We start from the raw sequence: 26,935 nt of genomic DNA, 5'->3' as shown, positions 1-26,935 counted from the left end.
GCCCGAGACGTTGTCAAAGTTGACACCGTCCCCTGCCCCCCTGACCCCTGCCTTGACGGGCGGCGGCGTCAGTCGTCGTCGGTGCCGGCCGGCGGGTCGGTGTCGTCCGCCTCGTCGCCGTCGTCGGCGGCGGGGGCCGGATCATCGGCCGCGGGGGGCGCGGCGCCGCCGGCGGGCTCGGCGATCTTGAAGTCGACCGCGCCGAGCTTGTCCTTGACGGTGATCCCGATCGTCAGCGTGTCGCCGTCGGGCGCCAGGGCCGAGCAGGTGAAGGTCTCGCCGGGGACCGACGCGCGGAACGGGGCGCCGCAGGTGACCTTGGCGGCGACGCCGTACTGCTGCTGGATCCGATCGACGAGCACGCCCTCGAGCTTCGCGCCGATGAGGAAGCCCTCGACCAGCTCGAACTCGACCGCGCCCTTGTCGTCCTTCTGGGTGACCTTGACCTTGCCGGTGGCGCCGCCGACCACCGCGGTGCAGTCGAACGTGTCGCCCTGCTTCGCCTTGATGCCGGTCGGGCACGAGACCGTGGCGTCGAGCCCGCTGGTCGCGAGCATCTTGACGATCGCGGCTTCGCCCTTCTTGCTGTCGACCGTCTTGCCGCCGCAAGAGGCGTGGAAGGAGCAGCCGCTCACGCACACGATCCAGAGCGCGCGCAGCGCCATCCGTCGTTGGGTCATGGGCCGATGGTAACCCAGCGCGGCGCCGGCGCGACCTTCGCCGTCGGGTCAGCGTCAGCCCCCTGCGCGACGCTGTCGCCATGCACAAGAGCCGGCTCTGCGCGATCGGGATCGACTGTCAGGACGCGGACCTCACCACGGCGGCGGCGTTCTGGAGCGCGGCCCTGGGGCGCGCGGTGGCCGAGGTCGAGGGCAACTACGCGGCGCTCGAGGATCGCGCCGGGCAGCCGAGCGTGTTCGTCCAGCGGGTCGCGCACCCGAGCCGGACCCACCTCGACATCGAGAGCGACGACGTCGAGGCCGAGGTCGCGCGGCTCGAGGCGCTGGGCGCGACGCGGGTCGCGCAGATCCAGACGTGGTGGGTGATGGAGGCGCCGACCGGCCATCGGTTCTGCGTGGTGCGGCTCCAGCGCGGGCCGCTGGGCGACGACGCTCGCACGTGGTGACGCGGCGACCGCGACCGGCGCCCCGCCCGCGGCGCCGCGGGGTTCAGCGCGGGCGCGCGGCCTGGGCCGCGGCGACCAGCTCGGCCTCGTCGGCGAAGACCTCCTCGACCGCCTCGTGGTCGACGAGCAGCTCGAGCAAGGCGTCACCGAGCGCGGGCGCCAGCGTGCCGACCTGATCGTGGGCCTCGAGCAGCGCGGCGATCCGCCGGAGCGGCAGGGCCTCGCCGGTGGTGTCGAGGCGCTCGGACGCGCGCAGGGCGTCGACCAGCGCGCTGGCCCACTGCTCGTGCAGCGGGTTGAGGGTGGGCTTCGCGGCGCCCTTGCGCTTGAGCGGCATCGCGCCGCCGCCCATCGGGATCGCCGGCGGCGGCGGCGGCGGCCGCACGTCCTCGGCGCAGACGAGCGCCAGATCGAGCGCGGCGACCTCCTCATCGAACGGCGCCCCCGGGTCATCGGACACGGTCGCGAGCCACGACGCCAGGAGCTTCGTCATCTCGTCCGACAGGTCGCGCTCCTCGGTCGCGGGCACGGTGTAGCGGCGCGCGCACAGGCCCGCGCCGCGGCCGCCCAGCGGCAGCTCCACCTCGATCACCGTGAGCCGTGCGCCCAGCGCCGCCTGGACGGCCGCGATCGCCTTCCTCGGCGCGTCGGCCAGATCCACCCACGCGAGGGTGTTGCGCTCGGCGGGCTCGTACGTGCCGGGCCGGGCGCGCGCGAGGGCGGCGACCAGCTGGGCTTCGGGGACGCCTCCGATGAGGGCGAGCTTCATGGGCCGTTGGTACAGCGAAACCGGTGCGCGTGGGCTGTTAGCGTCACCTGGATCGATGACCGGGCTGCTCGGCCGCGCGCGGGCGGCGACCGGCGCGACGGCTCAGGCCGGCACCAGCACCAGCACCCGGGTGTCGACGTTGAGGATCTGTCCGCCGGTGTGCCGGGCCAGGGGCCGGTCCCAGTGGACGTGGCCGCAGATCGTCAGCGGCACGCGCGCGCGCTCGACCACCGCGCGGATCAGCGGGTGGCCGGGCTGGTCGTCGTCGCCGCCGGGGCCCTCGTGCAGCAGCAGCAGATCGAGGTCGCTGGTGGCGATCACCTCGATGCGCTCGAGCTGATCGTCCTCGGCGCGACGGCCGCGCTTGGCGGGGTTGCCGGCGATCAGGCCGACGCCGCCGATGCGCAGGCCGCCGCGGTCGATCAGGTCGGTGTCGAGCACGTGGACGTGCGGCGCCCGGCGCACGGTCGAGACGTCGTCGTGGTTGCCGGCGACGCCCGCGACCCAGGCGAACGACTCGGCGAACGCGGCCCACACCGGCGCGACCTCGCCGTGGCCGCCGCGCTTGTTGGCGGCTGGCACGCTGTACAGATCGCCGGCCAGGACCACGCCGGTGTGATCGGCCGCCGGCAGGACGCCGTCGAACGCCAGCTCGGCCAGGAGCTCAGCGGTCGCGACCCCGAGCAAGATCGACGCGCGCGTGTGCGGCTCGATCACGATGCCCTGCAGGTCGCTGGTGGCGATCACCGCGTCGAGATCGGGCGGCAGGCCGCGTACGCGCGCGCGCTCGACCACCAGCGTGCGTCGCTCGGTGCCGCCGCCCCGGGCCGCGTTCAGGTAGGGCAGGCCCGCCACCGGCTCGCCCTCAAGCTCGACGATCTCGATCACGGCCGGACGATAGCGCGGGGCTACGTCGCCGTCGCGGGCGGCGGGGTCGGCGGCCGGAACCGGGCGCGGGCGCGGGCGTAGCCGATCGCGGTGAGGGCCGCGGCGACGAGCAGGCCGATCCCGGCCAGGAGCATCATGTGCGCGCCGCCGCGCAGCGCGAACACCGAGCGCTCGACCTCGGCGTTGGCCTCGCTGACGATCCGGCTGAGCACGAGGTAGACGGCGATCGCCAAGGTCGCGGCGATCACCGCGACCGCGACCGCGCCGGCGATCCGCAGGCGGCGCGACGTCGCGTCGACGCCCCACAGGAGCGCGATGACCAGCAGGTTCACGCCGAGCGAGGTCCACAGCACCGCGACGATGATCGCGCCGACCGTGTCGATGTCCTTGTCCTGGATGCTGTCGAGCGTCGCGACCGCGTCCTGGAGGTCGCTGGCGCCGGAGCCGAGCCGGCCGCGCAGGCGCGGCGCGACCTTGTCGAGCACCTTGACCCCGAGCTTCTTGCCGAGGCTGGACCGGTACCGGTGCAGGAAGTCCTTGGCGGCGTCCTTGCTCGCGCCGAGCTGGTACAGCGACGCGGTCCGGCGGTGGGTCGACACCGGCGTGCGGATCGCGAGCTCGCCGGCGGGCAGGAACGCGCCGACGACGCACAGGATGGCGCACAGCATGGCGGCGCGAGCGGCGAGTTGCACCGCCCGATCCTGCGTCGGCCCCGGCGCGGCGCCAAGCGGATCGCGCGCCGATCTGGTCGCGCGCCCGGTCCGGCGCGTACAGTCGCGGGCATGGATCGCCTCCGCACCCCCGATGAGCGCTTCGCCGACCTGCCGGACTTCCCCTACGCGCCGCACTACCTCGAGGTCCCCGCCGGCGACGGCAGCCCGCCGCTGCGCATGGCCTACGTCGACGAGGGCCCGCGCGACGCGCCGGTGGTGCTGATGCTCCACGGTGAGCCGTCGTGGTCGTTCCTGTACCGGCACGTCATCCGCGCGTGCGTCGCGGCCGGGCTGCGCGCGGTGGCGCCCGATCTGATCGGCTTCGGGCGCTCGGACAAGCCGACCGCGCGCACCGACTACACCTACGCCAGCCACCTGGCGTGGCTGCGCGCCTTCATCGACGGCGCCGGGCTGCGGGCGATGACGCTCGTGTGCCAGGACTGGGGCGGCCTCCTGGGCCTGCGCCTGGTCGGCGACGAGCCGGCGCGGTTCGCGCGCGTGGTCGCGGCCAACACGTTCCTGCCGACCGGCGACCAGAAGCCGCCCGACGCGTTCTTCATGTGGCGCCAGTTCTCGCAGACCGTGCCGGAGTTCGCGACCGGCCGCATCGTCAGCGGCGCGGTCGCGCGCGGCATGGCGCCGGAGGTGGTCGCGGCCTACGACGCGCCGTTCCCCGACGAGTCCTTCAAGGCCGGCGCCCGGCAGTTCCCGTCGCTGGTGCCGGCGGCGCCCGACGATCCCGCGAGCGAGGGCAACCGCGCGGCCTGGCGCGGCCTCGAGCGGTTCCCGCGGCCGTTCGTCACCGCGTTCGGCGACTCGGATCCGATCACCCGGGGCGCCGATCGCCCGCTGCAGACGCGGATCGCCGGCGCCGCCGGTCAGCCGCACACGACCCTGACCAAGGCCGGCCACTTCTTGCAAGAGGACGTCGGCCCCGAGCTGGCGCAGGTCGTGATCGACCTGATCGCGGCCACGCCCGACGCGGCGGCCGAGCTGCCGTGATCGCGGCCACGCCCGACGCGGCGGCCGAGCTGCCGTGATCGCGGCCACGCCCGACGCGGCGCTGTGACCATCGGTCCACACCACACTTCGACCCGAAACGTGACACCCACGTCCGAGCTTCGACAGCGTCGGCGGCGCGCGGAGGCGGGTTCACGCGGGTTCGCGGGGAGTTAGCGCGACGCGGCGACGGTGGCACGAAGGCTGCTCTGGGTCCGGGCGCTCGTCGTCGCATCCGCGTCGACGAGGTCCATCCCCTCAACGGAGCCTTCCATGATCCGCACGCTCACCACTCGTTCGACGTTGCTCGCTGCGCTCTCTGCCTCGCTGGTCCTCGGTGCCTGCACCGACGAGACGGACCACACCTCCGCGAAATTCAGCTCGGCCGACGCGGCCCACCTCGAGCGCGCGCTCGACGTCGCCGCCGCCAGCGATCTCGGCCAGCTGTACGTGGTGGGCGCGTTCATCGCCGGTGCCAACGAGCCCGGCTGCCCGAGCTTCGTCACCACCGGCAACGTGACCACGGTCACCGGCGGATGCACCAACGACGACGGCACCCGCCTCGAGGGCCGGATCATCGCGACCAACGTGCAGGGCATCTTCACGACCAACCCGTCGTACGACCCGAGCAAGCCGAGCACGGTCGAGGCCGAGGCCTGGACCGCGACCGACCCGGGCGCGCCGGCGGAGTCGATCGACGGCAAGGTGACGCTCACCAACGTCGGTGGCGTCGCCGACAACGGTGAGGTGTTCGATGGCGCCGCCGACGCCGCCCTCGGCGGCATCGCGGCCCACTCGGAGATCGCGTTCACCTGCGACGCGACCCACCTGTGCACGCACAGCGAGGACAGCTGGGTCGACATCGACGGCGTCGGCGCGGCGACCCTGGCCGGCACCTGGCGCCTCGGCGAGCCGCGGACCGGCACGATCACCGCCACCGGCGCCGAGACGCTGGTGCTCGACATCGGCGCCTCGACCGACGAGTGCCGCATGTACCGCATCGACGGCGGCGCCACGCAGATGGTGTGCGACGCCCCCGATCAGAGCGCGCGCCTCGCGCCGAGCGCGGGCAACCGCTGGCTCCGGTCGATCGGCCGCTGATCGCGGCGGTGGGGCGGCGGTGTCGCGGATCGCGCGCCGACGCGGCGATCCGCGCGGCGCAAGTGCGTGTGATCCGCGCGGCGGCGCTGGCGCGCGCGCTGCAACGGTGGCGCAGGTGCGCTCATTCATCTCCGTCATGGTCGCCGCCACCGCGCTCGCGCCTGGGCCGGTCGCCGCCGAGAACTGCGCGGGCTCCGACGTGGCGCCGCGCGAGGGCGGGCACCCCTGCGGCGGTGTCGGCACCAGCCTGGGCCGGGTCGAGGTCTGGCGCGGGCCCGGCTTCGTCGACGTGCGCGTCAGCTTGCTGCGCTTGATGCTGTACGACCCCGGCGGCGGCGCCGGCTTCGAGCTCGGGTCGTGGGAGGCGATCGGCGACGGGGGCGGGGACGGGCTCGAGGCGCCGCGCGACTTCGGCGACCGCTCGGCGTTGCACGTGCTGACGTGGCGCCAGCAACACGACGCCGACGGCTGGGGCGCGTACGTAGCTGGCGATCTGGTCACGCGCTGGTTCGGGCACCTGCGCCTGGCGACCCCGCGGCTGGGGCTCCGGCTGGGCCGGTTCGATCGCGCGGCGCTGGTGGTCGAGGCCCAGCTGGCCGGCGCGTTCGCGCTCGGCGACTACGACCGCTGGTCGGTGACCGACGACGTCGACGTCAGCGCGCGCTTGACCCAGGTCGTGGTCCGGCGCCTGCGGCTCGAGGCCCGCGGCCGCTACCGCGATCTCACCGCCGCCGACGGGCGGCGCCTGCGCGACGTCACCGGCGCGATCGGCGTCGAGCTCGAGGCCAGCCCCGGCCGCCCGCCGTCGACGCCGACCTCCTGGCGCGTGATGACGGTGTTCGTCGGCGTGGCGGCGCGGCGGGCGCTGATCGACGTCGACCCCGCCGATGCCCTGAGCGGCGCCGCGCTGATGCGCGCCGGGACCCCGTCCGCGCCGAGCGGCGCCGCGCTGATGCGCGCCGGGACCCCGTCCGCGCCGGTGGCGCGCGCGCCGTGGCAGGTCATGGCGTGGGTCGACCTCGACTTCGTCATCAACTCGGCCCGCACGATCTGGTGAGGGCGGAGGCTCGCGGCCGGCCGCGGCCATCGCCGGGCGGCACCTGCGGCAGGCCGCCAGCGCCGCGTCAGAAGTCGGCGCCGACGTTGAAGCCGATCGTCAGGCGCGTGAAGCGCGCGTCGATCGAGCGCTCGGGACCGGTGACCGCGTGCAGGCGATCGAACTCGACGCCGTGGTCGATAAAGATCGCCGCGTCGACCTTGGGCCCGGCCGGGACGAAGAACAGGGGCCAGTACAGGAACCCCAGCGCCCGGACCTTGCCGCGGAGCTGGACGCCGGCGCCGCCGCCGAGGCCGCGGCCCTCGAAGTCGCGCTCGGCGTAGCGCCCGTCGCCGTACGACGACAGCGTCGCCGACACCTTCGACAGGCCGCCGCGGACGTAGACCTGCAGGCCGCTGGACACCGGCAGCACGTAGCGGGCGTCGACGCCGAGGCGGAGCGCCGAGTAGGCGTAGGGCGCGTCGATCTCGGTGTCGCCCTCGGGCGCGATGTAGCCCTCGACCGCGATGTGGCCGACGCGGTGGCCCAGCGCGAAGCGCGCGTGGATGGTGTCGCGGACGTAGGCGCCGAGCTCGTCGGACACCTCGCCGGGGCCCATGCCCATGGAGAAGTAGGTGCCATCGGCGTGCGCCGGCGCCGAGTGGAGGGTGACGGCCGCGAGGAGGGTGAGGGAGGCGGTGGCGAGGCGACGCATGCCGACCAGTACAGCAACCTCGGTGCCACGCCCAAACGATTGGATCCTCACGGACGCTGACCGCGCGGAGGCGCCGAGCCGCGACAGCGATGTCGCACGCCACCCGCTGGCTCGCGTCGTGATACACGCGGGCCATGGACGATCCCGGCCGGTGCCCGCGCTGCCTGTACCGGCGCGAGCTCTGCCTGTGCCCGACGCTGGCCGCGCTCGGCCCGATCGTCACCCGCACGCAGGTCGTGATCCTCCGCCATCACACCGAGCGCACGCGCTCGAGCAACACCGGGCGCCTCGCGCACCTGGCGCTGCCGGCGAGCACGCTGATCGACATCGGCGCGCCGGATCGGGTGATCGTGACGCCCGAGCTCGGCGAGGGCACGTGGCTGGTCTATCCGGACGGACCGGCCCGGACGATCGCGCCGGTCCCGCCGCCCCGCGCGCTGGTGTTCCTGGACGCCACCTGGCAGCAGGCGCGCCGGATGCGGCGGCGGCTCCCGTACCTGCGCGGGCTGCCGACCCTGACGCTGGCGCCGGTGCCGGCGGCGGCCCGGCTGCGGAACGCGCCGTCGCCCGGGCAGGTGTCGACGATCGAGGCGATCGCCACCGCGCTGCGGCTGGTCGAGAGCGACGCCGTGGCCGAACCACTCGAGCGGTTGTTCGCGACCGCGGTCGAGCACGCCCAGGCGGCGGGGCGGCGCTCCCCGGCCGCGACGGGTTGACACACTTCGGTCTGCTGCCGGAGGATCGGTCCGTGTCTGGGTCGCGCACCGGGGTCCCGCTATCCGTCCGCCTGATGCTGACCACGTCGATCGTGGTGGCGGTGGCCGTAGCGATCTCGGCGTGGTTCGGACAGCGCACGATCGCAGAACTTGCGCGCGATGATGTGGCCGCCCGTCGTACAACTGGCGAGGCAGCGATCATCCGGGAGTCCGAGCTGCTGGCGCGAAACGTCGCGACCGCCGCGGCGATCCCGATGGCCCAGCAGGCCTACGGCGAGGTGGGGCCGCTGATCGCCGCGACCCTCCAGGCCTACCCGCGGATCCAGTGGATCGCGATCGCCTCGGAAGGCAAGCTGGTCGCGGCGACCGAGGGCGCCCCGGCGGTCGACTTCGGCGATCTGCCGGACGCGCGCAACACGATCGGCCACCGCCGGGTCGCGCCCGACCGCCCCGACTGGATCTACGGCACCGCGATCGGCCTGGGCGAGCAGACGGTCGGCCAGCTCCGGCTCGGGGTCTCGACCGCCGATCTGGACGCCGAGCTGACCCGGGCGGTCGCCACCGCTGACGCCAAGGCCAAGGCCTCGATGCGCACGGTCTGGCTGGTGGCGCTGGCGCTGCTGGCGATCGGCGTGATCCTGGCCGCGGTCCAGGGCATCCGCGCCGGCCGGCCCCTGCGCGCCCTCGCGATCTCGGCCGAGCGCATCGCCGCGGGGGATCTGCGCCAGCGGGTCGACGATCGCCGGGGCGACGAGATCGGCGCGCTGGCTCGCAACTTCAACTTCATGGCCGATCGCCTGGGGCAGCTGATGATCGAGCAGGCCGCCAAGGCGTCGATGGAGCGCGAGCTGGCGCTGGCCCGCAGCGTCCAGCAGGGCATGCTGCCGCCGCCCGACGTGGTCGAGCACGGGCGCTTCCGCGTGGTCGGCCACTGCGAGCCGGCGTCGAGCTGTGGCGGCGACTGGTGGACCTACCGCCAGCTCAGCGGCGGGCGCCTCTTGCTGGTGATCGGCGACGCGACCGGCCACGGCGTCCACTCGGCCATCGTCGCCGGCACCGCCCGCGGCGCGGTCGAGGCCCTGGCCGAGGCCGACGAGCGGCTGCTGTCGCCGGACCAGATCCTGCGCTCGATCGACGCCGCGATCCGCAACGTCGGCGAGGCGTCGCTGCTCATGACCGCGTTCGTGGCGGTGCTCGACCCGGTCTCGGGCACGATCCAGTACGCCAACGCCGGCCAGAACTTCCCGTACGTGATGCACATGGAGGCCGACCGCCGGCTCGACAAGAGCACGATCATCGCCGCCAGCGGCAACCCGCTCGGCGACCGCGTGCTCAAGCTCGACATCCGGCGCGGGTCGATCCAGCTCCGGGCCGGCGATCTCTTCGTGGCGTTCACCGACGGCGTGGTCGAGCGGCAGGCCCCGAGCGGCAAGCTGTTCGGCGATCGCCGGCTGCGCAGCATCTTCACCGGGCGCGCGATGGGCGCGGACCGCGAGGCGCTGGCGGCGCTGCGCGACGAGGTGCGCGACCAGATCGACGAGTTCGCCGGCGGCACCGAGGCCCAGGACGACATCACGTTCGTGCTGTGCCACTACGATCCCATCCCGGCCGGCGCGCTCGGGGCGACCGGATGATCCGGGCGCTGACGATCGCGCTGACGCTGCTGGCCGCGGCGACGGTGGCGGGCGCCGACACGCCCCACGTCGACGTCGACGACCTGCCGCCCTTGCCCGACGACACCACCGCCGACGCCCAGACCCAGCTGGCGGTGGCGTCGGCGGCCGCGGTCGAGGAGGACGTCGTGGTCGGCGCCGCCAAGCGCGAGCAGTCGCTCGGCAACGTCGCGTCGGCGGTGACCGTCATCAGCGGCGACCGCCTGCGCCGGCTGGGCTACCGCACGATCGCCGAGGCGCTGCGGGGCGTGGCCGGGTTCTACGTGGTCGACGATCACTACACCGAGCGGGTCGGCGTGCGCGGGCTCCAGGTCGTCGGCGACTTCAACACCCGGCTGTTGCTGCTGATCGACGGCGCCACGGTCAACGAGCCATGGAACCAGTTCGCCGGGTACGGCTGGGACGCGCCGGTCGCGATCGACGACATCGCCCGCATCGAGGTGATCCGCGGCCCGGTGTCGTCGGTCTACGGCACCAACGCGTTCTTCGGCATCGTCAACATCGTGACCCGCGGCGCGACCGAGACCCCGCGCGCGTGGGGCCGGGCCAGCGGCTCGAACCTCGGCGGCAGCGTCGCCGCCGGCTTCGCGATGGGCGACGTCGATCACCAGCTCCGGGGCTCGGTCGCGGCGCTCGGGCGGGTCGGCGAGGCGCTGACGGTGCCGGCGCTGGGCGAGGTCGATCAGGACGGCGCCACGGCGCTCTCGGCCAGCCTCGTGGGCGCCTACGAGGGCGCGTTCGCGCAGGCGCGGTTCTACCGGCGGGTGCGGCAGCTGCCGTTCGCGCCCTACCAGAGCGCGATCGACAGCCCCGAGAACACGGCGTCGGACACGCTGCTCATGGTCGAGGGCGGCTACACCCGCGAGGTGTCGTCGCGGCTGACCGCGACCGCGCGCGCCTACGGCAACGCCTACCGCTACCGCGATCGGCTGGTGCTCGACGACGGCAGCGGCACGTTCACCGACATCGGCGACTCGCGCTGGGCCGGCGCCGAGGTGCGCGGGCGCTACGCGGTGGTCGGCGGCGATCGCCTGGGCGTCACCGCCGGGGCCGAGGCCGCGTTCATCTCGACCGAGAGCCAGGCGTTCTACTACGGCGATCCGCCCGACGCGGTGGTGGTGGTGACGACGCCGTTCAACCTGCAGGGCCTCTACGCCGAGGTCGACGCGAAGCCGCTGGGCTGGCTGGCGCTGACCGCTGGCGTGCGCGCCGATCGCAACTCGCTGCTCGAGGATCGGGTGTCGCCGCGGGCGGCGCTGTTCGCGAGCCGCGACCGCTACGGCGCCAAGCTGCTGTACGCCGAGGGCTTCCGCAACCCGAGCGCGTACGAGGGCTTCTTCGAGGACGGCGTCGACTTCATCGCCAACCCGGCGATCGGCGCCGAGACCATCCGCAGCTTCGAGGCGGTGGTGTGGGCGCGGCCGCGGCCGGGGTTGACCACCCGCCTGTCGGGCTTTCGCTGGACCGCCGATCGCCTGGTCGAGCAGGACACCGTGACGACGCCCGACGGCGATCGGCTGCAGTTCGACAACCGCGGCCGGCTGCAGTCGACCGGCGTCGAGGTCGAGGGCAGCTACCGCGACGCCGACGGCTGGCTCGGGTTCGGCGGCGCGACCGTGACCAAGGTCGAGGACGGCGATGGCGCGACCGCGATCGGCGCGCCGTCGTGGACCGCGGTCGCGGGCGGGTCGTCGCCGCTGGTGGCCGAGCGCTTCCACATCTCGACCGAGGTCCACGCGATCGGCGCGCGCTCGACCCGCACCGACGGCGTCACCGCGGCGGCGTTCGTGATGTGGAACCTGGTGCTGTACGCGCCCGACCTGCACGGCGTCGACGCGACCGTGGGCGTGCGCAACCTGCTCGGGACGCGCGAGGAGGTGCCCGCGCCCGAGGACTACGATCGCGACGACGTCGTCCCGGTCTTGCCCGGCGAAGGGAGGGAGTTCTATGCGCGGCTCGGTTATCGCTACTAGCCTGCTGGCCGCGGCCGTGGTGCTGGCGACGCCGGCCGCGGCCCAGCCGCGCGGCGACGACGACAGCGTCGCGCTGGTCGCCGCCGGCCGCAGCGCGCTCACGCGCGGCGATCTCGGCGGCGCGGCCAAGGCGCTCGACCAGGCGCTGGCGCTCAACCCGCGGCGGATCGAGGCCTACGTGCTGCGCGCGGCGGTGTACGCGGCCCGCGGCGAGGCCGCCCGTGGCGTCGAGCTGATGCGCAAGGCCCGGGCCCTGGCGCCCGACAACGACGACGTCGCGATCGCGCTCGGCACGCAGCTCATGCTGGCCGGCGACGTCGCCGAGGGCGTGCCGCTGCTCGAGGCCGCGGCCGCGCGCGTGCCCGATCGCTACGAGGCCCACGCGCTGCTCGGCCACCACTACGCCGATCGCGCGCGCTGGCGCGACGCGGTCGTGGCGCTCGAGGCCTACCGCCGGACCCGGCCCGCGGGCATGGCGACCGAGGACGATCGCCACGCGCTCGATCTGGCCGAGGCCTACCTGCGCACGCGCAAGGCCGAGCCGGCCCGCGCGATGTACGAGGACCTGGCCCGGCGCCACCCGACCTGGATGACCGCGCGGCTGGGGCTGGCGTGGGCGACCGCGGCGGTCGACTGCCGCCGGGCGCGGCCGCTGCTCGCCAAGCTCGCCGACGATCCGGCGGCGCCGCCGACGGTGTGGCTGGTCGACGGCCAGTGCGCGATCGAGCTGCGCGAGCCCGGCGACGCGATGGCGCTGGGGCGCCGCTACCTCGAGCGCGAGCCCGACTCGGCGCCGGCGCTGGCGCTGATCGGCGAGGCCGAGGCGGCGCGCGGCGATCTGGCGGCGGCGCGCGCGTCGCTGACCCGGGCCCGGGCGCTCGAGCCGGCGCGCGCGCGGTACGCGGTGCGGTTGGCGCGGGTGCTGCGCGCCGCTGGCGACGACGCCGCGGCGGTCGCCGAGCTCGAGCCGCTGGCCGTGCCGCCCGAGTCGATCGACTTTCGGTCCTACTGGATCGAGTTCGGCGAGGCGCTGATCGCGGTCGGGCGGGGCCCGGCCATGCTCGATCGGCTGCGGCAGGCGCTGGCGACCGCGCCCGACGACGCCGAGCTGGCGACGACGGTCGGCGCGGCCCAGCTCGCGGCCGGCGACGCGGTCGCGGCGGCGGCCACCCTCGAGCACGCGCTGGCGGTCGCCGACGGCGGCGGCGGCGCGCGCACCCGGACGCGCCTGGCCCAGGCGCTGATCGCGATCGCCGAGGCGGCGCTGGCCGCCGATGACGTCGCCACCGCCGAGCCGGCGCTGGTCCGCGCCGACGCGGTGGCCAGCTCGCCGCCGGTGTGGCGCGGGCTCGGCATGGTCCGGCTGGCCCGCGGCGACGCCGCCGGCGCGATCGAGGTGCTGAGCCGGGCCAAGCTCGATCAGGCCGACGACGTGACGCTGATCTTGCTCGGGCGCGCCCAGGCGGCCCGGGGCGACGTCGGGGCAGCGCGCGCGGCGCTGGATCGCGCGGCCGCGATCGCGACCGGGCCGCGGCAGGTCGACGTCGCGCTCGAGCGCGCGGCGTTCGAGCTCGAGCGCGGCACGGCCGCGGCGGCGGTCGACGCGCTGACCGCGGTGCCTGCGGACGAGCGCAAGGCCGCGGGCGCGCGGCTCGCGAGCGCGCTCGTGACCGCGCGTCACGCCGCCGGGCTGGCGGCGCTGGCCGACGGCCAGGCCGCGCGCGCGCTCGGGCTCCTCGACGAGGCCGGCCGCGACGCCGCCGGTGACCAGGCGGTGGCGATCCGGTGCGACGCGGCGCTGGCGGCGGTCGCCAGCGGCGATCGCGATCGCGCGCTGGGCCGGCTCAAGGCCATCGCCAAGCTGCGGTGCCCGTTCCCGGCGCCGGCCGACACCCAGGCCGTGCCGATCCTGACCGCGTTCGTCGACGGGCTCAACCCGCGCCGCGCCGGCAAGGCCGCCGACAAGCTGGCCGGCCTGACCAGGACCGCGACCGGGGTGCCGCGCGCGCTGGCGGCGTCGGCGCTGCGGGTCGTGGCCATGACCGCCGCCGAGCAGGCCTACCGGGCTGGCAAGCTGCCCGCGGCCCGCAAGCACCTCGCCACCGCGCGCGGGGTCGAGAGCCGCGCCGGCGCCGACGAGCTCACCTACGATCTCGCCGCGCTCGATCTCGCGGACGGCAAGCTGGCCGAGGCCAAGGCCGCGTTCGCCCGGGTCGCCGCGCGCGTGCCCGAGGCCCTGGTCGGCGCCGGCATCGTCGCCGATCGCGAGGGCGACAGCGCCAAGGCGCTGGAGCTGTGGCGGCAGGCCAAGAAGGCCGGCGCCAAGCTGAGCGGCCTCGACGAGTGGATCGCCGCCAAGGAGCGCATCTTCGGGGGTGGCCGGTGAGGGCGCTCGTCGCGACCGCGGTGATCGCGCTCGCCGCGCTGGCGCTGACGCCGCGCGACGCCCAGGCCCAGGCGGTGACCGTCGGCGTGTACGCGCCGTCGACGCCGTTCGACGGCACGGCCGCGCGCCTCGACTTCGCCAACAAGCTGGCCGCGCACCTCGGCGGCGCCGGCTCGGTCGGGCGGGTCTACGGCAAGGGCTCGGACTTCGCCGCGGCGCTGGCCAAGGGCGAGATCCAGCTCGCGGTCGTCGACGCCGAGTTCCTGGCGACGACCAGCGCCGCCCACACCGCGCTCGCCGTGGCGGTCCGCGACGGCGACACCGCCGCGGCCTGGCAGCTGGTCGCGCGCGCGCCCGCGACGTCGATCCTCGATCTGCGCGGCAAGACCGTGCTGGCGCCGGTCACCGACGGGCGCCACGTGGCCTTCGTCGACAACGCGCTGCTGGGCGGCGAGCTGGCGGCCGGGTTCTGGAAGGTCGAGGCGTCGCCTGACGCGCTGTCGGCGGTGGCCGCGGTCGGGCTGGGCAAGGCCGACGCGGCGGTCGTCCCGACCGGCGTCGCGCTGCCGGGCGGCGTCGCGCGGATCGCGACCCTGCCGACGGTGAGCTGGCCGGTCCTGATCGCGGCCAAGGACGCGCCGGCGGCGGTCGTGGCCGCGGCCCGCGAGCGCGCGGCCACGTTCGGCGGCGCCGGCGCGATCTCGGGCTTCCGCACCAGCGGCGTCGACGGCTACCGCGGCCTGGCGCGGCGCATGAAGCGCGTCGTCCGGCAGGTGCCGCTGCTGGTCCCGAACCTCCGGATCGCGGTCGGCGATCTGATCGAGGGGCGGACCTTCACGATCGCCCGGCCGGCGGCGTCGTCTTACTTTCGCGCGCGCTGACGATCGCGTGCGCCGGTCGGCGCCGGCGCGCGTTCTCGGGGTGATGTCGTCGTCACTCGTCCGCTCGGTCCTCGGCCAGCAGCCGCCCGACGCTGGCCTCGAGCCGGCTGGCGATGAGCGCCAGGATGCTGTCGACCTCGGTCGGCGACACCGCCAGCGCCGTGGTCAGGCGCCGCCGGGTGCCGTCCAGCAGCCGGCCGCGGGCGTCGGCCAGCCAGCGCACGACCGTCGCGCGGTGGACGCTGTACATCGCGGCGAGCTGCTCGAGCGTCGCGCCGGTGAGGTGGTGCAGGCGGAGCAGGTTGCGGGCGCGGGCGTCGAGGTCGTCGACCGCCTCGGTGAACGCCGACTTCCACGCGTCGCGGTAGGTGGCCTTGAGGAACGTCAGCTCGGGATCGTCGGCGACGGCGGCCAGGTCGCCCAGCTCGTCGGGCGCGGCCCGGGGCTGGCCGCGGACGTGGTCGAGCGCGATCCGGGCCGCGACCACCTGCACCAGCCCGCGCAGCTTGCCCTGGCCGGCGTACGCGACGATCCGCGCGGTCGCGCCGGGCTCGGCGACCAGGAGCCGGGTCCGGGTGTGCTGGACCACGTCGTCGACGACCGCGCCGTCGAGGCGCATGTGGCCGAGCCCGGCCGGGACCTGCCGCAGGTAGTCGCGCTCGAACGTCGTCAGGGCCGTGCGATCGCCGCGCGCGCACGCCAGCGCCAGCGCCAGCTCGACCGCGTCGACGTCGGCGAGCGTCGTCGGCGTCGCGCGGATGGCCAGCGCGCGGCACAGCTCGGCGCGGTCGACCGCGACGCCCGGCAGCCCCGCCTCGGCCTCGGCGCAGCGCGCGGCGAGCAGGTCCCCGAGCGCGGCGAGCTCGGCGGGCGCGATGGCGAGCGCAGCGTCGGGGGCACCGGCGCGGTAGGCGTCGACCAGGGCGCTCGTCATCGCGCGGCCACTGTACCGCGGCGGCCGCACCGGCGCGCGCTATCCTCGGAGGTGGCGTGACCTGTCTCGACGACGTCGTGGTGCTGCGGGCGATCCAGGGCGAGCTGGCCCCGGCCGAGCTGGCCCAGCTCGACGCGCACCTCGACGGGTGCGGCGCGTGCCGGGCCCTGGTCGGCGCGGCCGGGCTCGCCCTCGGCAGCGCGCCCGCGGTCGCCTCCTCCGACGCGCTGGCGCCGGGCACGACCCTCGGGCGCTACCAGCTCGGGCCGCGCCTGGGCGCCGGCGCGATGGGCGTCGTCTACGCCGCCCAGGACCCCGAGCTCGAGCGCGCGGTCGCGATCAAGCTGGTGCGGCCGGAGCGCGCGGCCGATCGACCGCGGCTGGTGCGCGAGGCCCAGGCGATGGCGCGGCTGGCGCACCCCAACGTCGTCACGATCCACGACGTCGGGCGCCACGGCGACGACGTCTACGTCGCGATGGAGCGCGTCGACGGGCCGACGCTGCGGACGTGGGCCGCGACCCGCCCGCTAGCCGAGCGCGTGACGGCGTTGATCGCGATCGCGCGCGGGCTCCAGGCCGTCCACGCGGTCGGCCTGGTGCACCGTGACGTCAAGCCCGACAACGTGCTGGTCGGCGCCGACGGGCGGCCGCGCCTGGGCGACTTCGGCCTGGCCCACGTCGACCTCGACGACGGCGCCGCCCCGCCGCCGGCGCTGAGCACGACCGTCACCGCCACCGGCGCGGTGGTCGGCACGCCGGCGTACATGGCGCCCGAGGTGCTGCGCGGCGAGCCGGCGACGCCGGCCAGCGACCAGTGGAGCTTCGCGGTGATGGCGTGGGAGCTGATCGCCGGCCGTCGGCCGTTCGAGGGCGACGACCTCGCGGCGCTGCGGCGCGCGATCGACGCCGGCCTGCCCGACATCGCGTGGCGCGTCGGCACGGCGACCCGCCCGCTGATCGTCCTGGTGCGCGCGCTGGCGCTGCGCCCGGCCGACCGCTACCGCGATCTGGCGGCGCTGGCGGACGCCCTGGCTGGCGCCCTGGCGCCGCGCTCGCTCGCGCGGCCGCTGCTGGTGCTCGGCGCCGGCGCGGTCGCGGCGGTGGCGATCGCCGTGGTGCTGGCGCGGGGCGGCGGCGCGGCGCGGTCGGTCGACGCGTGCGCGGCGGTCGCCGGCGCGCTCGATCCCGTCTGGGGCGAGGCCGCGCCGGCGCGCGCCCAGGCCACGCCGGCCCAGCGCGACGCGCTCGATCGCTACGTCGGCCGCTGGCGCGGGGCCCGGCGCGCGGTGTGCGAGGCGGCGCGGCACGAGCGCGACGCGCTGGCCGACGTGCGCGCCGCGTGCCTGACCACGCGCGCGGCCGCGCTGACCGCGGTCGTCGACGGGCTCGGCCGCGATGGCGCCTGGGCGCTGGCGATCGCCGACCTGGCCGATCCCGACGAGTGCGCGACGTCGCCGGCGCTGGCGCTGTACACCCCGGTGCCCGCGTCGGACCGGCCCGCGGTGACCGCGCTCGCGGCGCAGATCGCCCAGGCGCGCGTGCGCGGCGCGGTCGACCTCGACGGCGCGCTGGCGGCGCTCGCGCCGCTCGCGGCCGCGGCCGAGCGGCTCGGCCATCGCCCCACCCAGGCCGCGGCCCAGCTCGCGATCGCCGAGCTGCGGCGGCGGCAGGGCCGCTACGTCGAGGCCGATCGCGCGGCCGAGGCCGCGGCGCTCGCGGCGGCGGCGGGCCACGACGATCTGACCGCGGCCCGGGCGTGGCTGGTGCGGGTCGGCGTCGCCGGCGATCGCCGCGACCTGATCCACGCCGGCGAGTGGCTGCCCCACGCCGCGGCCGCGGTCGAGCGCGCGGGCGCGCCGACGCTGCTGGCGGCGCAGGTCGACAACAGCGCCGGCCTGCTCGCGCTCAACCAGGGCCGCCTCGACGACGCCGACGCGGCGCTGGCCCGGGCCCTGACCGCGCGGACCGCGATCGCCGGCGACGACGTCGAGGTCGCGCGCACGCTGTCGGCGCTGGGCCACCTGGCGCGGCTGCGCGGCGAGCTGCCGGCGGCCCGCGCGCACCACGAGCGCGCGCTGGCGATCGATCGCGCCGCGCTCGGCCCCGACCACGTCGACGTCGGCCGCGACCTGCACAACCTCGGCGGGGTGCTGCGCCTGGCCGGCGATCTCGACGGCGCCGCGGCCGCGTACCGCGAGGCGCTGACGATCCGGACCGCGGCGCTCGGCGCCGACCACCCCGACGTCGGCCTGGTCCACAACAGCCTCGGCATCCTCGCGCTCGATCGCGGGCGGCTCGACGACGCCGAGCGCGAGCTGACCGCGGCCCGCGCGATCTTCGCCGCCCACGACCACCTCGATCTCGCGATCGCGCTGGCCAACCTCGCGCGGGTGGCCCTGGCGCGCGGCGATGGCGCGGCGGCGCTGGCCACGATCACCGACGCGATCGCGCTCGATCGCGCGCAGCTGCCCGCGCGCCACCCGCGCCTGGCCGCGAACCTGATCATCGCGACCCGCGCCGCGCTCGCCACCCGCGCGACCGCGACCGCCCGGGCGCTGGCGACCGAGGCCGCGGCGGCCCTGACCGACGACGATCGCGACGCGGCGGCCGAGCTCGACGGGCTGCGCCGGGCCCTGGCGCCGCGCGCGCCCACGATCGCGGCCCGCGCGGCCGCGCCCGACGCGGGCCCGCCGCCGCACGACGCGTCCACGCCGGTCGACGCCGGGGCCGGTCCGGTCGACGCCGGCGCGCCCGCCGACGCGACGGCGCCGCTCGACGCGTACGTGCCGCGCGGCGTCTACGGCTCGTCCCAGGGCTGGAACTGATCGCCCGCGCGCGTCGGGCCTACGCCGAGCGCAGGTCGGGGCCGGTGGCGATCAGATCGCGGTCGTCGTCGAGGCCGAGCCGCGCCAGCGCCGCCGCCAGGGTCGCCGGATCGATCGAGCGGTAGGTCGCGCGCAGCGTGCGCGCGCCGAGGAACCCGGCCACGCCCAGCATCGCGTTGGCGACCGCGGCCGAGGCGTCCTCGAGCGTGCGCTTGTCGTCGCGGCCGTCGCCGACGATGAACGACGGCCGCGCGATCGCCCACGGCAGCCCCGACGCCATGACCACCGCGTCGGCCTGACCGCGCGCGCGCAGGTAGGCCGACCGGGCCTTGGTGGAGGCGCCGATCGACGACAGCTGCACCACGCGCGGGCGCGCGCCGCTGGCGACCGCGGCCGCGACCAGGATCTTGGTCAGGCCGACGTCGACCGCCTGGTAGATGTCGCCGGCGACGCGATCGGCGGCGGCGCGCTTGCGGGTCGTGCCGATCACGTTCCAGACGTGGGTCGGCGCGTGCGCGCGCAGCGCCGCGGTCATCGCCGCGGGCTCCCACGCGGTCGTGTCGACGATCGCGCCCATCGCCTCGAACCGCGTCCGCCACTCGGTCAGCTGGCGCGAGTCCGGGCGCACGTGGGCCCGGGTCGGCACCCCGCGCGCGACCAGCGCCTGGATCAGCGCGCGCCCGACGAAGCCGGTGGCCCCGGCGACGAACGCGCCCGCGGTCACGACGCGGCCAGCGCGGCCGCGAGCTGGGCGGCCAGCGGCGCGACCACGTCGGGGTTCTTGATGTCGATCACCGGCTCGGTGTCGTACTGCTCGTAGAACAGCGTCGCCGGCTGCTCCGCCGCGACGCCCAGCGCCTCGCGCATGCGCTTGTGGTCGGGGATGAAGCCGCGCGCGCACAGGTTGGTGATCGTCGTGCCGATCGTGCCCTGGAGCCCGCAGATGAGGATCACCGCGCTCTTCGGGGTGAACCCGCCCGGGGCCAGGCCCAGCCGCCGCTCGAGATCGGCCAGCCGGTCGGGCGCGAAGTAGTGCTCGACCCGGCCGGTGTCGCCGGCCCAGCCCGGCGACTCCTTGGGCCGGCTGACCGTGCCCCAGTAGTGCAGGCCGTGCTCGACCACCATCCGCTGCAGCTCGTCGCGGTACCCGAGATCGCTGGCGTGCGAGGCGCCGTGCAGGAGCACCCACTTCGACAGGTCGGCCTTGGGGTTGCGCCGCAGCTCGCTGCGGACCATGCACACGAACGGCGCCGAGCCAGTGCCGGCCGCGACCATCACGCGCAGGCGCGGATCGTCGTCGCCGACGGTGTCCTTGACCGTGAAGACGCCGGCCGCGACCGGGCGCATGTACATGCGGTCGCCGGCCTTGAGCTTCCACAAGAGGTGCGTGAGCGGGTTGTCGCTCTCGGCCTTGGCCACGTACCGGATGTAGAACTCGATCGCGCCGTCGTCCTCGGGCGCGGACGCGATCGACATCGAGCGCCGGACCGAGCCGAGCTCGGGGCGGGCCTCGTTGTTCATCCCCAGCACGCAGTACTGGCCGGGCGTGAACCACCCGGGCGCGGGGCGCTCGTCGGGCATGACTCTGTAGAGGCACAGCGCATCGGTGAGATCGATGCGCTCGAGCAAGGTCGCGTTGTAGACGAGCGGCTTGGCCATGGTGCGTACTCCTGGACGTTAGCGGACCACGACCTCGTACCGCAGATCGTCGGGCTCGCCGACCTTGATGCCGTCGAACTCGATGATCTCGGACTTGAGGCCGATGTTCTGCAGCTTGCCCGGCCACTTGAGCCCACCGGCGTCGAGCCACCCGTCGATGAAGAACCCGATGCGGCCCTGGCCCCGGGCCTGCTCGATCACCTCGGGCAGCTTCGACTCGTTGTTGAAGTTGACGAACCAGGTGTCAGTGCCGACCCCGGCCTCGAACGTGACCTTGACCGACGAGCACGACGGCTTGCACGCCGCGACCTCGGCTGGCATCACGACCTCGGCGTTGTCGAGCGTCAGGATCACGCCCGGATCCTTGAGCTTGTGGACGATCGCCACGTAGTAGAGGTCGGTCGTCAGCGCGGCCTTGGCGCGCTTGGCGTTCTCCGCGCCGTCCTTGCGCGGCATCTCGCTGCCGCCGTAGGCGGCCCAGGGCACCCGGTCGGAGAACAGGTCCTGCTTGACCTGCAGCGCCTTGACGTCGTCGGGATCGCCGCCGAGGGTGCTGACGTCGGTCTCGACGTAGTAGTGGCGGCCGTTCCAGCGATCCCACCAGTGCTCGTGCTTCGACACGATGTCGGCGTCGTGGCGGTAGGTCACGCCGAAGTGCAGCTCCTTCATCGCCTCCCACGGGGCGGTGCCGCCGATCGCGGCGAGCCCGGCGTCGACCACCGCCAGCGCCTTGGGATCGGACTTGGCGCTGTCGAACGCCACCGGGGTCGGCTGGGTCGCCGCCGACGTGCGCGGCTTCGGGCACGCGGCCAGGAGCGGCGCCGCGGCGAGAGCGAGGACTGCGAGCTTCATGGCCGGAATCTACCCTCAGAACGCCGGCCTGTACCCGCCGGGCCGCACCTTCCTGGGGCGCGCCGACCGCGCCGACGCCGAAAACTGGCCCGCGGACGCGCCCGATCCTAGCCTCGCCCCATGCGCGCCGCCTGGTTCTCGCTCGTGGTCCTGGCCACGTCCCCGGCGCTGGCCGAGCCCCTGACCACGGACACGGCGTCGACCGGTGACGACCACGCCGTGGCGCTCGCCGTCGAGCTCGGCGCGGTCGGCGGCGGCGGCGCCACGCCCGGCGGCATGCGCGTCGGCGGCCGGTACCTGTACCGCATGGCCGAGCGCGACTGGTTCGACGGCGCGGTCGCGTTCACCTTCGGCCGCCCCGGCGTCGGCTGCGGCCGGGTCCCGCCCGCTGGCATGGCCTGCGACCACGGCGTCGCCGACGGCTTCGCCGGGGATCTGAGCCTGGGCGTCCGCCGTGAGCTCGGCCGCGATCCCGCCTTCGTCCCGTTCGTCCGCGCCGCCGTGTTCGCCCGGGTCCTCCGGTTCGCCTCCGACGACGTCACCGGCGCCGCCGCCGGCGGTGAGCTCGGCGCGGGCCTCCGCGCCCGCGTCAGCCCCGACCTGTCGCTGATCGGCGGCGCCACCGCCTTCGCCGGCCTCGCGCGCCTCGGCAACGACATCGGCAGCGTCGGCCAGCTCGGCCTCGCCATCACTGGCGGCGCCGAGCTCCGCATGCGCTGAAGCCGGAGCCGGAGCCGGAAGCGGAAGCGGAAGCGGAGCCGGAGCCGGAGCCGGAAGCGGAGCCGGAGCCGGAGCCGGAGCCGGAGCCGGAGCCGGAAGCGGAGCCGGAAGCGGAAGCGCCGGAAGCGGACCGGAGCCGGAACCGGAGCCGGAGCGGAGCCGGAGCCGGAAGCGGAACCGGAGCCGGAGCGGAGCCGGAACCGGCAGCGGGTCCGGAGCCGGAGCCGGAAGCGGAGCCGGAGCCGGAAGCGGAGCCGGAGCCGGAAGCGGAAGCGGAAGCGGAGCCGGAGCCGGAAGCGGAGCCGGAAGCGGAACCGGGATCCGGAACCACCGCCGCTCCCCACCGCCGCCGCCGCATCACCGCCGCCGCCGCATCACCGCCGCATCATCATCACCACTGCGCCCCGCGTCGCGCTCCGGGGCCGCCTTGCGACGGGATCAAGGAGGCGTGATCGGGATGTTGAACAGCTCGACCCAGTTGTCGGCGTTCTGCTGGTCGATGACCCAGGTCGAGATCGTCACGCTGTTCGAGCCGAGCGCGGCCGACGCGTAGAAGCCGTAGGCGCCGACCCAGGTCTGCTCGTTGCCGGCCAGCGCCGCGGGCCGCCAACCGCCCATCGCGCCGCTCTTGTCGGCGACCAGGAGCTCGTGGCTGGTGGCGTCCTGGTAGACCACCATCGGGCCGTTGCCGGTGAGCACGATCTGCGTGTCGGCGCCGACGAAGTGGTACTCGGGCTTGGGCAGACCGTCGGGGGTGGTGCCGACGATGCGGTAGCCGTCGTCGACCAGCTCCTGGGTGTTGGTCATCGAGTTCTTGTAGAAGACGTCGTCGTGGTCGGCGCCCTGGTAGGCCACGTGGACCGTGCCGGCGCCGTCGACGGCGACCGACGGGTACCAGCCCGAGTCGGCCGCGGCCCCGGCCATGACCGTCGGCGCGGCGAAGCCGCTGCCGGCCCAGGTCGCGACCTTGAGGTCGCCGTTCTCGCGATCGTAGTACGCGACCACCGGGTTGCCGGCGGCGTCCCGGGCCGACTCGACGAACAGGCCGATGCCGGCCGGCAGCGGGTACGGATCGGGCATCGCCGGATCGGTCGGCGGCAGCGTCATCGAGTCGATCGTCATCGTGTCCCAGTCGCCGGCGCTGGCCGGGTTGGGCGTCGACGCCTTGGCGTAGCGGCCCTCGGCCGAGACGATGTTGCCGCCCTGCGAGGTCTTGGCGTAGTAGGCGATGCCCGGGATGCCGTCGTCGCCGACGGTGATCGCGGTGTAGAGCCCGGCCTGCTCGCCGCCGATCTCGGGGTTGACGCTGGGGCCGGTGCCCTGCTCGACGACGTGATTGGACCACGCGCCGTCGCGGGGCTTCGACGCGAACTTGAGCGAGCCGGTCTCGCGATCGTAGTAGGACACCATGATCGTGTCGGTCGCGGTGACCGCGACGCTGGTGTAGAGGCCGACGTCGGGGCCCGGCTCGAAGATGCCGCCGCGGACGGTCGAGTTGGGCAGGGCCACCGGGCCGTCGGGCACGCCGTCGACGAACTCCCAGGCCTCGTCGGGGATGCGGCCGTTGCCGCTGTGGCGCGCGACCACGAGGTCGCCGTGGTTCTGCGCGTAGGCCGACACGACCGCGTCGCCGAGGGGGCCGACCGCGACGTCGGAGTGGGTGCCGATGCGGCCGTAGGGCACGTCGGACACGCACACGCACTCGCTGTCGAAGCACAGCGGGATCTGGCCCTCGGGGCAGTCGAGGTCACAGTCCTCGACCACCTCGCAGCTCTGGGCCCCGGCCTTGGAGCCGCACGAGCAGCCCGGGACCAGCGACGACAGCGCCGCGACCCCGAGCCACAGGCCGATCATCCCGAGGTACCGCTGCGAGCTAGCGAGCCGGCGTCGCGCCCGCACAACGACCGCGCCGCCGGTCGCCATGCCCCGTCGAAAAAGCAGCATCATCCCGGTGAGCAGGATCAGCACCAGGGTGCCGACCGGGGCGCCGCCGCTCGAGTCGCAGTTGCAGCCGCCCTCGCCGGGCGCGCCGTGGAAGTCGGTGCGGTAGGTCACCGTGCTGGTGTTGCCGCTGGGGTCGCGCACGAACACGACCAGGTCGCCGTCGGCGTTGGCCAGGTCCTTGGCCGTGGCGCGGTCGATCGAAGGCGCGCCGCTCCAGTCGGTGGCCGGCAGGTCGTCACCGACGAGGCCGAACGCCCACTCGAGGTGGTCGACGCCGTAGACCACGTCGTAGGCCGGGACGGTCAGGCGGTCGCCGTGCCAGGCGGCCTGCTCGACCAGGATGCGCGGGCCGACCGAGTCGATCACGACCGGCAGCTCGACGGTGCTGGCCGAGGTGGTGCGGTAGTCACCGACCACCCGCGCCCGCAGCCCGATCGTGTACTTGCCCTGCCACGCGAACGCCTTGTCGCTGATGACCAGCGGCGCGGCGCTGGTGAACGGGCGCCACATGCCGCCGTCGAGGTTCCAGCTCCACTCGAGCGGGCGCCCCTCGGCGTCGTGGGTCGCGGCGTCGATCGTCACCGCCGGCAGCGTCGCGCCGGGGTAGCCGGCCAGCGCCGCGCGCACCACGTCGGGCGTCGGCACCGTGACCGAGCGGACCTGCGCCGTCGGCGCCAGGACCGGCTTCGGCCAGCCGTGCTTGAGGCCGGCCTGCTCATCGATGGCGTCGAGCACCGGGGTCAGGCCCGGGACCTGGTCGGCCGCGAGCTGGCGCATCATCGCCGAGGCGCCCAGCGACGCGTAGATCGCGAGGAACTCGTCCTGCGAGGTCGTGACCTTCTGGACGCGGAGGTTGTTCAGCGTGAACCCGGCGAAGTCCGGGACCGGGAACGGGTCGATGCCGCCGGTGATGAGCGGCAGCGCCAGGTTGAACACCGTCGGCAGCACCGCCTCGAGCTCGGCGGCGCTCTCCTTGACGAACTCGTTGTTGAGCACCGTGATGCCGATCTGATCGGCGGTGAGCCCGACCAGGATCGGCTTGACCGTCGCCGGCTGGCCCGGCATCTGGGTGAACTCGAGGTTCACGCCCACGTTCATGTCGAGCGACATCGTGAAGACGCGCACGTAGCGCTCGAAGATGAACGCGTAGAAGTCGACCTCGAAGTCGTCGATCGCGATCGTGAGCGCGGGCGACGCCTCGGTGCCGTCACCGATCTTGAAGTCGAGCGCCTTCTGCGGCCGCGTGACCAGGAGCAGCGGCTCGCTGCCCTCGCCGACGTCGTTGAGCGACGGCACCAGCAGGCTGATCGTGCCGAGCGTGAGCTGCGAGACCAGCGACGTGCCGACGCCGAGGCACATGCCGCCCGAGGTGACGAGGTGGTGGCCGGCGAGGTCGAGCGTGGTCTCGGACAGGCCGATCGCGAGGTCGTCAGCGGGCTCGGGCATGCCGACGAACTCGTTGGCGGGCGCGAGCGTGAACGTGCCGCGCGAGCTGGCCGGCAGCGACGCGGGCGGCGCGGCGAAGTTGGGCGCGGGGATCGGCGGCACGCAGTAGGCGGGCTCGCTGATCAGGTCGGGCGTGCGGGTCGTGGGGTTCTGATCGGCGTTGAGGCCGGTGATCAGGCCGAGCGACATGCCGCCGGCCTGCAGCGACACGTAGCCGCCCGGGATCATCCGGGCCTCCATGAAGCCCTCGGTGCCGGGCGACACGCCCGCCATGAGCTGGCCGATATCGACCATGCCCTCGATGCCGAGCGGGTCGGGCAGGAAGCCCTGGATGAGGTTGTTGAAGGTCGGGGTCAGCAGGTCGATGATGAAGTCACCGATGAACGAGTTGAGGAGGGAGTTGAGCAGGTTGGCGACGTCGGACACGACGCTGCAACCGTTGAAGCTGAGGTCGGAGGTGTCGAGGCCGTTGATGCCCGCGAGCTCCATCGTCAGCTTGCCGGTGGCCGGGTCGATGCCGAACTGGATGTCGGCGTCGATCACGATGTTGGGGCCGGTCGCCGACAGGCTGCACGAGAACCCGATGCCGACCACCTGACCGCTGAGTGGCACCGTGGCGTTCACGTCGAGCTGGATGCGGACGTTCATCCGCTGGGCGTTGGTGACGCTGATGTTGGTCGAGTCGAGGTGGACGCCGACGTTGCACCCGTTCGCGGCGCCGCACGCGTCGGGGATCGACGGGGTCGCGCCCTGGTTGGTGCTGCAGTAGCGCGCGCCGGTGGCGAGGAAGCCGCCGCTCGGCGTGCCGACGCTGCCGGGGCCGACGCAGAAGCCGTTGCCGAGCTGCTGGTTGAGCAGCGGGGGGATGATCTGCGTCAGCTTGGTGAAGCCAGGTCGCGTGACGCGGATCTGGCCACCGCCTTCGATGGTCTGGGTCTTGGGCAGGCCGCCCGCGGGCAACGGCAGGCTGCCGCAGCCGCCGCAGCCGCCGCCGAGCCCGCCGCACGCGGCCAGCGTGACGAACGCGATCGAGAACAAGATATTCAAGCGTAGGTGCTTCGAGAACACTGGGCCTCCGCGGCGACGGTGATGGCGCGCTCCCCGGCGCGGCACCCCGCCTGATCGAGGACGGAATGCGATTCGGAACATGATACGGATCTGGGCGCGGAAATGAACCCTGATCGTGCGGCACGTCTGCGAAAATGCGCGGGTTTAGTGGTCAGGCCAGCTTGGGCCGTCGGGTGCGGCCGATCGCACGGGGTAGGCGCGGGTGGGTCCCCGGACGGCCGCACGGCGAGTTTTTCCGCGCCGCTCTTGACACGTCCCCCGCCCATCCCCTAGTAATCCGCGCGACACGCAGGGCTCGTAGCTCAATTGGATAGAGCGCCGGGCTTCGAACCCGTAGGTCGGGCGTTCGAGTCGCCCCGAGCCCACAACAACCGTACAAGGACGACCGCATCGCACGAGTTTCTGGGGGCATAGCTCAATTGGTAGAGCATCGGACTCTTAATCCGCTGGTTGTAGGTTCGATTCCTACTGCCCTCACGAATCGGGGGAGCCTAACAGGCTCCCCCGTCGC

At 74.7% G+C, this 26,935-nt stretch carries 21 protein-coding genes and 2 tRNA genes; 13 read left to right on the top strand and 10 right to left on the bottom strand.

Features of this window, described 5'->3' with window-relative positions; genetic code table 11:
• Positions 1-68: 68 nt before the first annotated feature.
• Positions 69-680, bottom strand: coding sequence for a DUF4333 domain-containing protein (locus tag IPL61_31305; protein ID MBK9035689.1), 612 nt, complete (start codon positions 678-680; stop codon positions 69-71).
• 80 nt (positions 681-760) lie between these two features.
• Between IPL61_31305 and IPL61_31300 the strand changes: the two genes are divergently transcribed.
• Complete coding sequence (locus tag IPL61_31300) at positions 761-1,126, top strand: VOC family protein (protein ID MBK9035688.1); 366 nt, start codon at positions 761-763, stop codon at positions 1,124-1,126.
• Between the two features lie 43 nt (positions 1,127-1,169).
• On the opposite strand, the gene IPL61_31295 is transcribed toward IPL61_31300, so the two are convergent.
• The 3 genes from IPL61_31295 to IPL61_31285 form a co-directional block, all read right to left on the bottom strand.
• Positions 1,170-1,895: a hypothetical protein gene (locus IPL61_31295; protein ID MBK9035687.1), complete on the bottom strand. Its 726-nt coding sequence runs from the start codon at positions 1,893-1,895 to the stop codon at positions 1,170-1,172.
• Between the two features lie 102 nt (positions 1,896-1,997).
• Entirely contained in the window at positions 1,998-2,783 is a 786-nt protein-coding gene (locus tag IPL61_31290; protein ID MBK9035686.1) for a metallophosphoesterase, read from the bottom strand.
• A gap of 20 nt (positions 2,784-2,803) precedes the next feature.
• Positions 2,804-3,475 carry a hypothetical protein gene (locus tag IPL61_31285; GenBank protein ID MBK9035685.1) on the bottom strand — a complete coding sequence of 224 codons (672 nt, stop codon included), beginning with the start codon at positions 3,473-3,475 and terminating at the stop codon, positions 2,804-2,806.
• A 90-nt stretch (positions 3,476-3,565) separates the two neighbouring features.
• Between IPL61_31285 and IPL61_31280 the strand changes: the two genes are divergently transcribed.
• From IPL61_31280 to IPL61_31270, 3 genes are all read left to right on the top strand, one after another.
• Positions 3,566-4,498, top strand: a complete 933-nt coding sequence (locus tag IPL61_31280; protein MBK9035684.1) for a haloalkane dehalogenase — start codon at positions 3,566-3,568, stop codon at positions 4,496-4,498.
• A 270-nt stretch (positions 4,499-4,768) separates the two neighbouring features.
• A complete protein-coding gene (locus IPL61_31275) occupies positions 4,769-5,596 on the top strand; it encodes a hypothetical protein (protein ID MBK9035683.1) in 828 nt (275 codons plus the stop codon).
• A gap of 115 nt (positions 5,597-5,711) precedes the next feature.
• Entirely contained in the window at positions 5,712-6,653 is a 942-nt protein-coding gene (locus IPL61_31270) for a hypothetical protein (protein ID MBK9035682.1), read from the top strand.
• A gap of 67 nt (positions 6,654-6,720) precedes the next feature.
• On the opposite strand, the gene IPL61_31265 is transcribed toward IPL61_31270, so the two are convergent.
• Entirely contained in the window at positions 6,721-7,347 is a 627-nt protein-coding gene (locus tag IPL61_31265) for an outer membrane beta-barrel protein (GenBank protein ID MBK9035681.1), read from the bottom strand.
• 134 nt (positions 7,348-7,481) lie between these two features.
• On the opposite strand from IPL61_31265, the gene IPL61_31260 reads away from it, so the two are divergent.
• The 5 genes from IPL61_31260 to IPL61_31240 all read left to right on the top strand — a co-directional run bounded on the left by IPL61_31260 (position 7,482) and on the right by IPL61_31240 (position 14,976).
• Complete coding sequence (locus IPL61_31260) at positions 7,482-8,063, top strand: DTW domain-containing protein (GenBank protein MBK9035680.1); 582 nt, start codon at positions 7,482-7,484, stop codon at positions 8,061-8,063.
• 74 nt (positions 8,064-8,137) lie between these two features.
• Positions 8,138-9,697, top strand: a complete 1,560-nt coding sequence (locus IPL61_31255) for a SpoIIE family protein phosphatase (GenBank protein MBK9035679.1) — start codon at positions 8,138-8,140, stop codon at positions 9,695-9,697.
• Entirely contained in the window at positions 9,694-11,709 is a 2,016-nt protein-coding gene (locus IPL61_31250) for a TonB-dependent receptor (GenBank protein ID MBK9035678.1), read from the top strand. The genes IPL61_31255 and IPL61_31250 overlap by 4 nt, the downstream gene beginning before the upstream one ends.
• Entirely contained in the window at positions 11,684-14,095 is a 2,412-nt protein-coding gene (locus IPL61_31245) for a tetratricopeptide repeat protein (protein MBK9035677.1), read from the top strand. Before IPL61_31250 ends, IPL61_31245 begins: the two co-directional genes overlap by 26 nt.
• Positions 14,092-14,976, top strand: a complete 885-nt coding sequence (locus IPL61_31240) for a hypothetical protein (protein ID MBK9035676.1) — start codon at positions 14,092-14,094, stop codon at positions 14,974-14,976. Before IPL61_31245 ends, IPL61_31240 begins: the two co-directional genes overlap by 4 nt.
• A gap of 52 nt (positions 14,977-15,028) precedes the next feature.
• Here the strand turns inward: IPL61_31240 and IPL61_31235 are convergent, their stop codons facing one another.
• The gene (locus IPL61_31235) at positions 15,029-15,910 is read right to left on the bottom strand and encodes a transcriptional regulator (GenBank protein MBK9035675.1); all 882 of its coding nucleotides are present in this window, start codon (positions 15,908-15,910) and stop codon (positions 15,029-15,031) included.
• Positions 15,911-15,966: 56 nt separating this feature from the next.
• Between IPL61_31235 and IPL61_31230 the strand changes: the two genes are divergently transcribed.
• Entirely contained in the window at positions 15,967-18,735 is a 2,769-nt protein-coding gene (locus tag IPL61_31230; GenBank protein ID MBK9035674.1) for a tetratricopeptide repeat protein, read from the top strand.
• Between the two features lie 19 nt (positions 18,736-18,754).
• Here the strand turns inward: IPL61_31230 and IPL61_31225 are convergent, their stop codons facing one another.
• The 3 genes from IPL61_31225 to IPL61_31215 are packed head-to-tail and all read right to left on the bottom strand — an operon-like array spanning position 18,755 to position 21,246.
• The gene (locus IPL61_31225; GenBank protein ID MBK9035673.1) at positions 18,755-19,459 is read right to left on the bottom strand and encodes an NAD(P)H-binding protein; all 705 of its coding nucleotides are present in this window, start codon (positions 19,457-19,459) and stop codon (positions 18,755-18,757) included.
• On the bottom strand, positions 19,456-20,394 hold the full coding sequence (locus IPL61_31220) for a hypothetical protein (GenBank protein ID MBK9035672.1): 939 nt from the start codon (positions 20,392-20,394) through the stop codon (positions 19,456-19,458). Before IPL61_31220 ends, IPL61_31225 begins: the two co-directional genes overlap by 4 nt.
• Positions 20,395-20,412: 18 nt before the next feature.
• The gene (locus IPL61_31215; protein MBK9035671.1) at positions 20,413-21,246 is read right to left on the bottom strand and encodes a hypothetical protein; all 834 of its coding nucleotides are present in this window, start codon (positions 21,244-21,246) and stop codon (positions 20,413-20,415) included.
• A gap of 120 nt (positions 21,247-21,366) precedes the next feature.
• Between IPL61_31215 and IPL61_31210 the strand changes: the two genes are divergently transcribed.
• Positions 21,367-21,966, top strand: a complete 600-nt coding sequence (locus IPL61_31210; protein ID MBK9035670.1) for a hypothetical protein — start codon at positions 21,367-21,369, stop codon at positions 21,964-21,966.
• A 438-nt stretch (positions 21,967-22,404) separates the two neighbouring features.
• On the opposite strand, the gene IPL61_31205 is transcribed toward IPL61_31210, so the two are convergent.
• A complete protein-coding gene (locus tag IPL61_31205; GenBank protein ID MBK9035669.1) occupies positions 22,405-26,394 on the bottom strand; it encodes a hypothetical protein in 3,990 nt (1,329 codons plus the stop codon).
• 321 nt (positions 26,395-26,715) lie between these two features.
• Here IPL61_31205 and IPL61_31200 point away from each other — a divergent pair.
• Together IPL61_31200 and IPL61_31195 are read left to right on the top strand one after the other, a co-directional pair.
• Positions 26,716-26,789 (top strand) — tRNA-Arg (locus tag IPL61_31200).
• A gap of 39 nt (positions 26,790-26,828) precedes the next feature.
• Positions 26,829-26,901: transfer RNA gene (locus IPL61_31195), tRNA-Lys, on the top strand.
• The last annotated feature ends 34 nt before the right edge of the window (positions 26,902-26,935 follow it).

This window comes from Myxococcales bacterium (genome assembly GCA_016717005.1).
Lineage (GTDB): Bacteria > Myxococcota_A > Polyangia > Haliangiales > Haliangiaceae > UBA2376.
Note: the sequence above shows the minus strand (reverse complement) of the source record. Positions and strands in the feature narration are given on the sequence as shown.

What these genes read in the sequence shown, in the direction of transcription:
- IPL61_31295 (MBK9035687.1), bottom strand. Translation starts at nt 1,895, where the DNA reads ATGAAGCTCGCCCTCATCGGAGGCGTCCCCGAAGCCCAGCTGGTCGCC.
- IPL61_31245 (MBK9035677.1), top strand. Translation starts at nt 11,684, where the DNA reads ATGCGCGGCTCGGTTATCGCTACTAGCCTGCTGGCCGCGGCCGTGGTG.
- IPL61_31275 (MBK9035683.1), top strand. Translation starts at nt 4,769, where the DNA reads ATGATCCGCACGCTCACCACTCGTTCGACGTTGCTCGCTGCGCTCTCT.
- IPL61_31300 (MBK9035688.1), top strand. Translation starts at nt 761, where the DNA reads ATGCACAAGAGCCGGCTCTGCGCGATCGGGATCGACTGTCAGGACGCG.
- IPL61_31255 (MBK9035679.1), top strand. Translation starts at nt 8,138, where the DNA reads ATGCTGACCACGTCGATCGTGGTGGCGGTGGCCGTAGCGATCTCGGCG.
- IPL61_31280 (MBK9035684.1), top strand. Translation starts at nt 3,566, where the DNA reads ATGGATCGCCTCCGCACCCCCGATGAGCGCTTCGCCGACCTGCCGGAC.
- IPL61_31260 (MBK9035680.1), top strand. Translation starts at nt 7,482, where the DNA reads ATGGACGATCCCGGCCGGTGCCCGCGCTGCCTGTACCGGCGCGAGCTC.
- IPL61_31265 (MBK9035681.1), bottom strand. Translation starts at nt 7,347, where the DNA reads ATGCGTCGCCTCGCCACCGCCTCCCTCACCCTCCTCGCGGCCGTCACC.
- IPL61_31235 (MBK9035675.1), bottom strand. Translation starts at nt 15,910, where the DNA reads ATGACGAGCGCCCTGGTCGACGCCTACCGCGCCGGTGCCCCCGACGCT.
- IPL61_31215 (MBK9035671.1), bottom strand. Translation starts at nt 21,246, where the DNA reads ATGAAGCTCGCAGTCCTCGCTCTCGCCGCGGCGCCGCTCCTGGCCGCG.
- IPL61_31250 (MBK9035678.1), top strand. Translation starts at nt 9,694, where the DNA reads ATGATCCGGGCGCTGACGATCGCGCTGACGCTGCTGGCCGCGGCGACG.
- IPL61_31210 (MBK9035670.1), top strand. Translation starts at nt 21,367, where the DNA reads ATGCGCGCCGCCTGGTTCTCGCTCGTGGTCCTGGCCACGTCCCCGGCG.
- IPL61_31305 (MBK9035689.1), bottom strand. Translation starts at nt 680, where the DNA reads ATGACCCAACGACGGATGGCGCTGCGCGCGCTCTGGATCGTGTGCGTG.
- IPL61_31220 (MBK9035672.1), bottom strand. Translation starts at nt 20,394, where the DNA reads ATGGCCAAGCCGCTCGTCTACAACGCGACCTTGCTCGAGCGCATCGAT.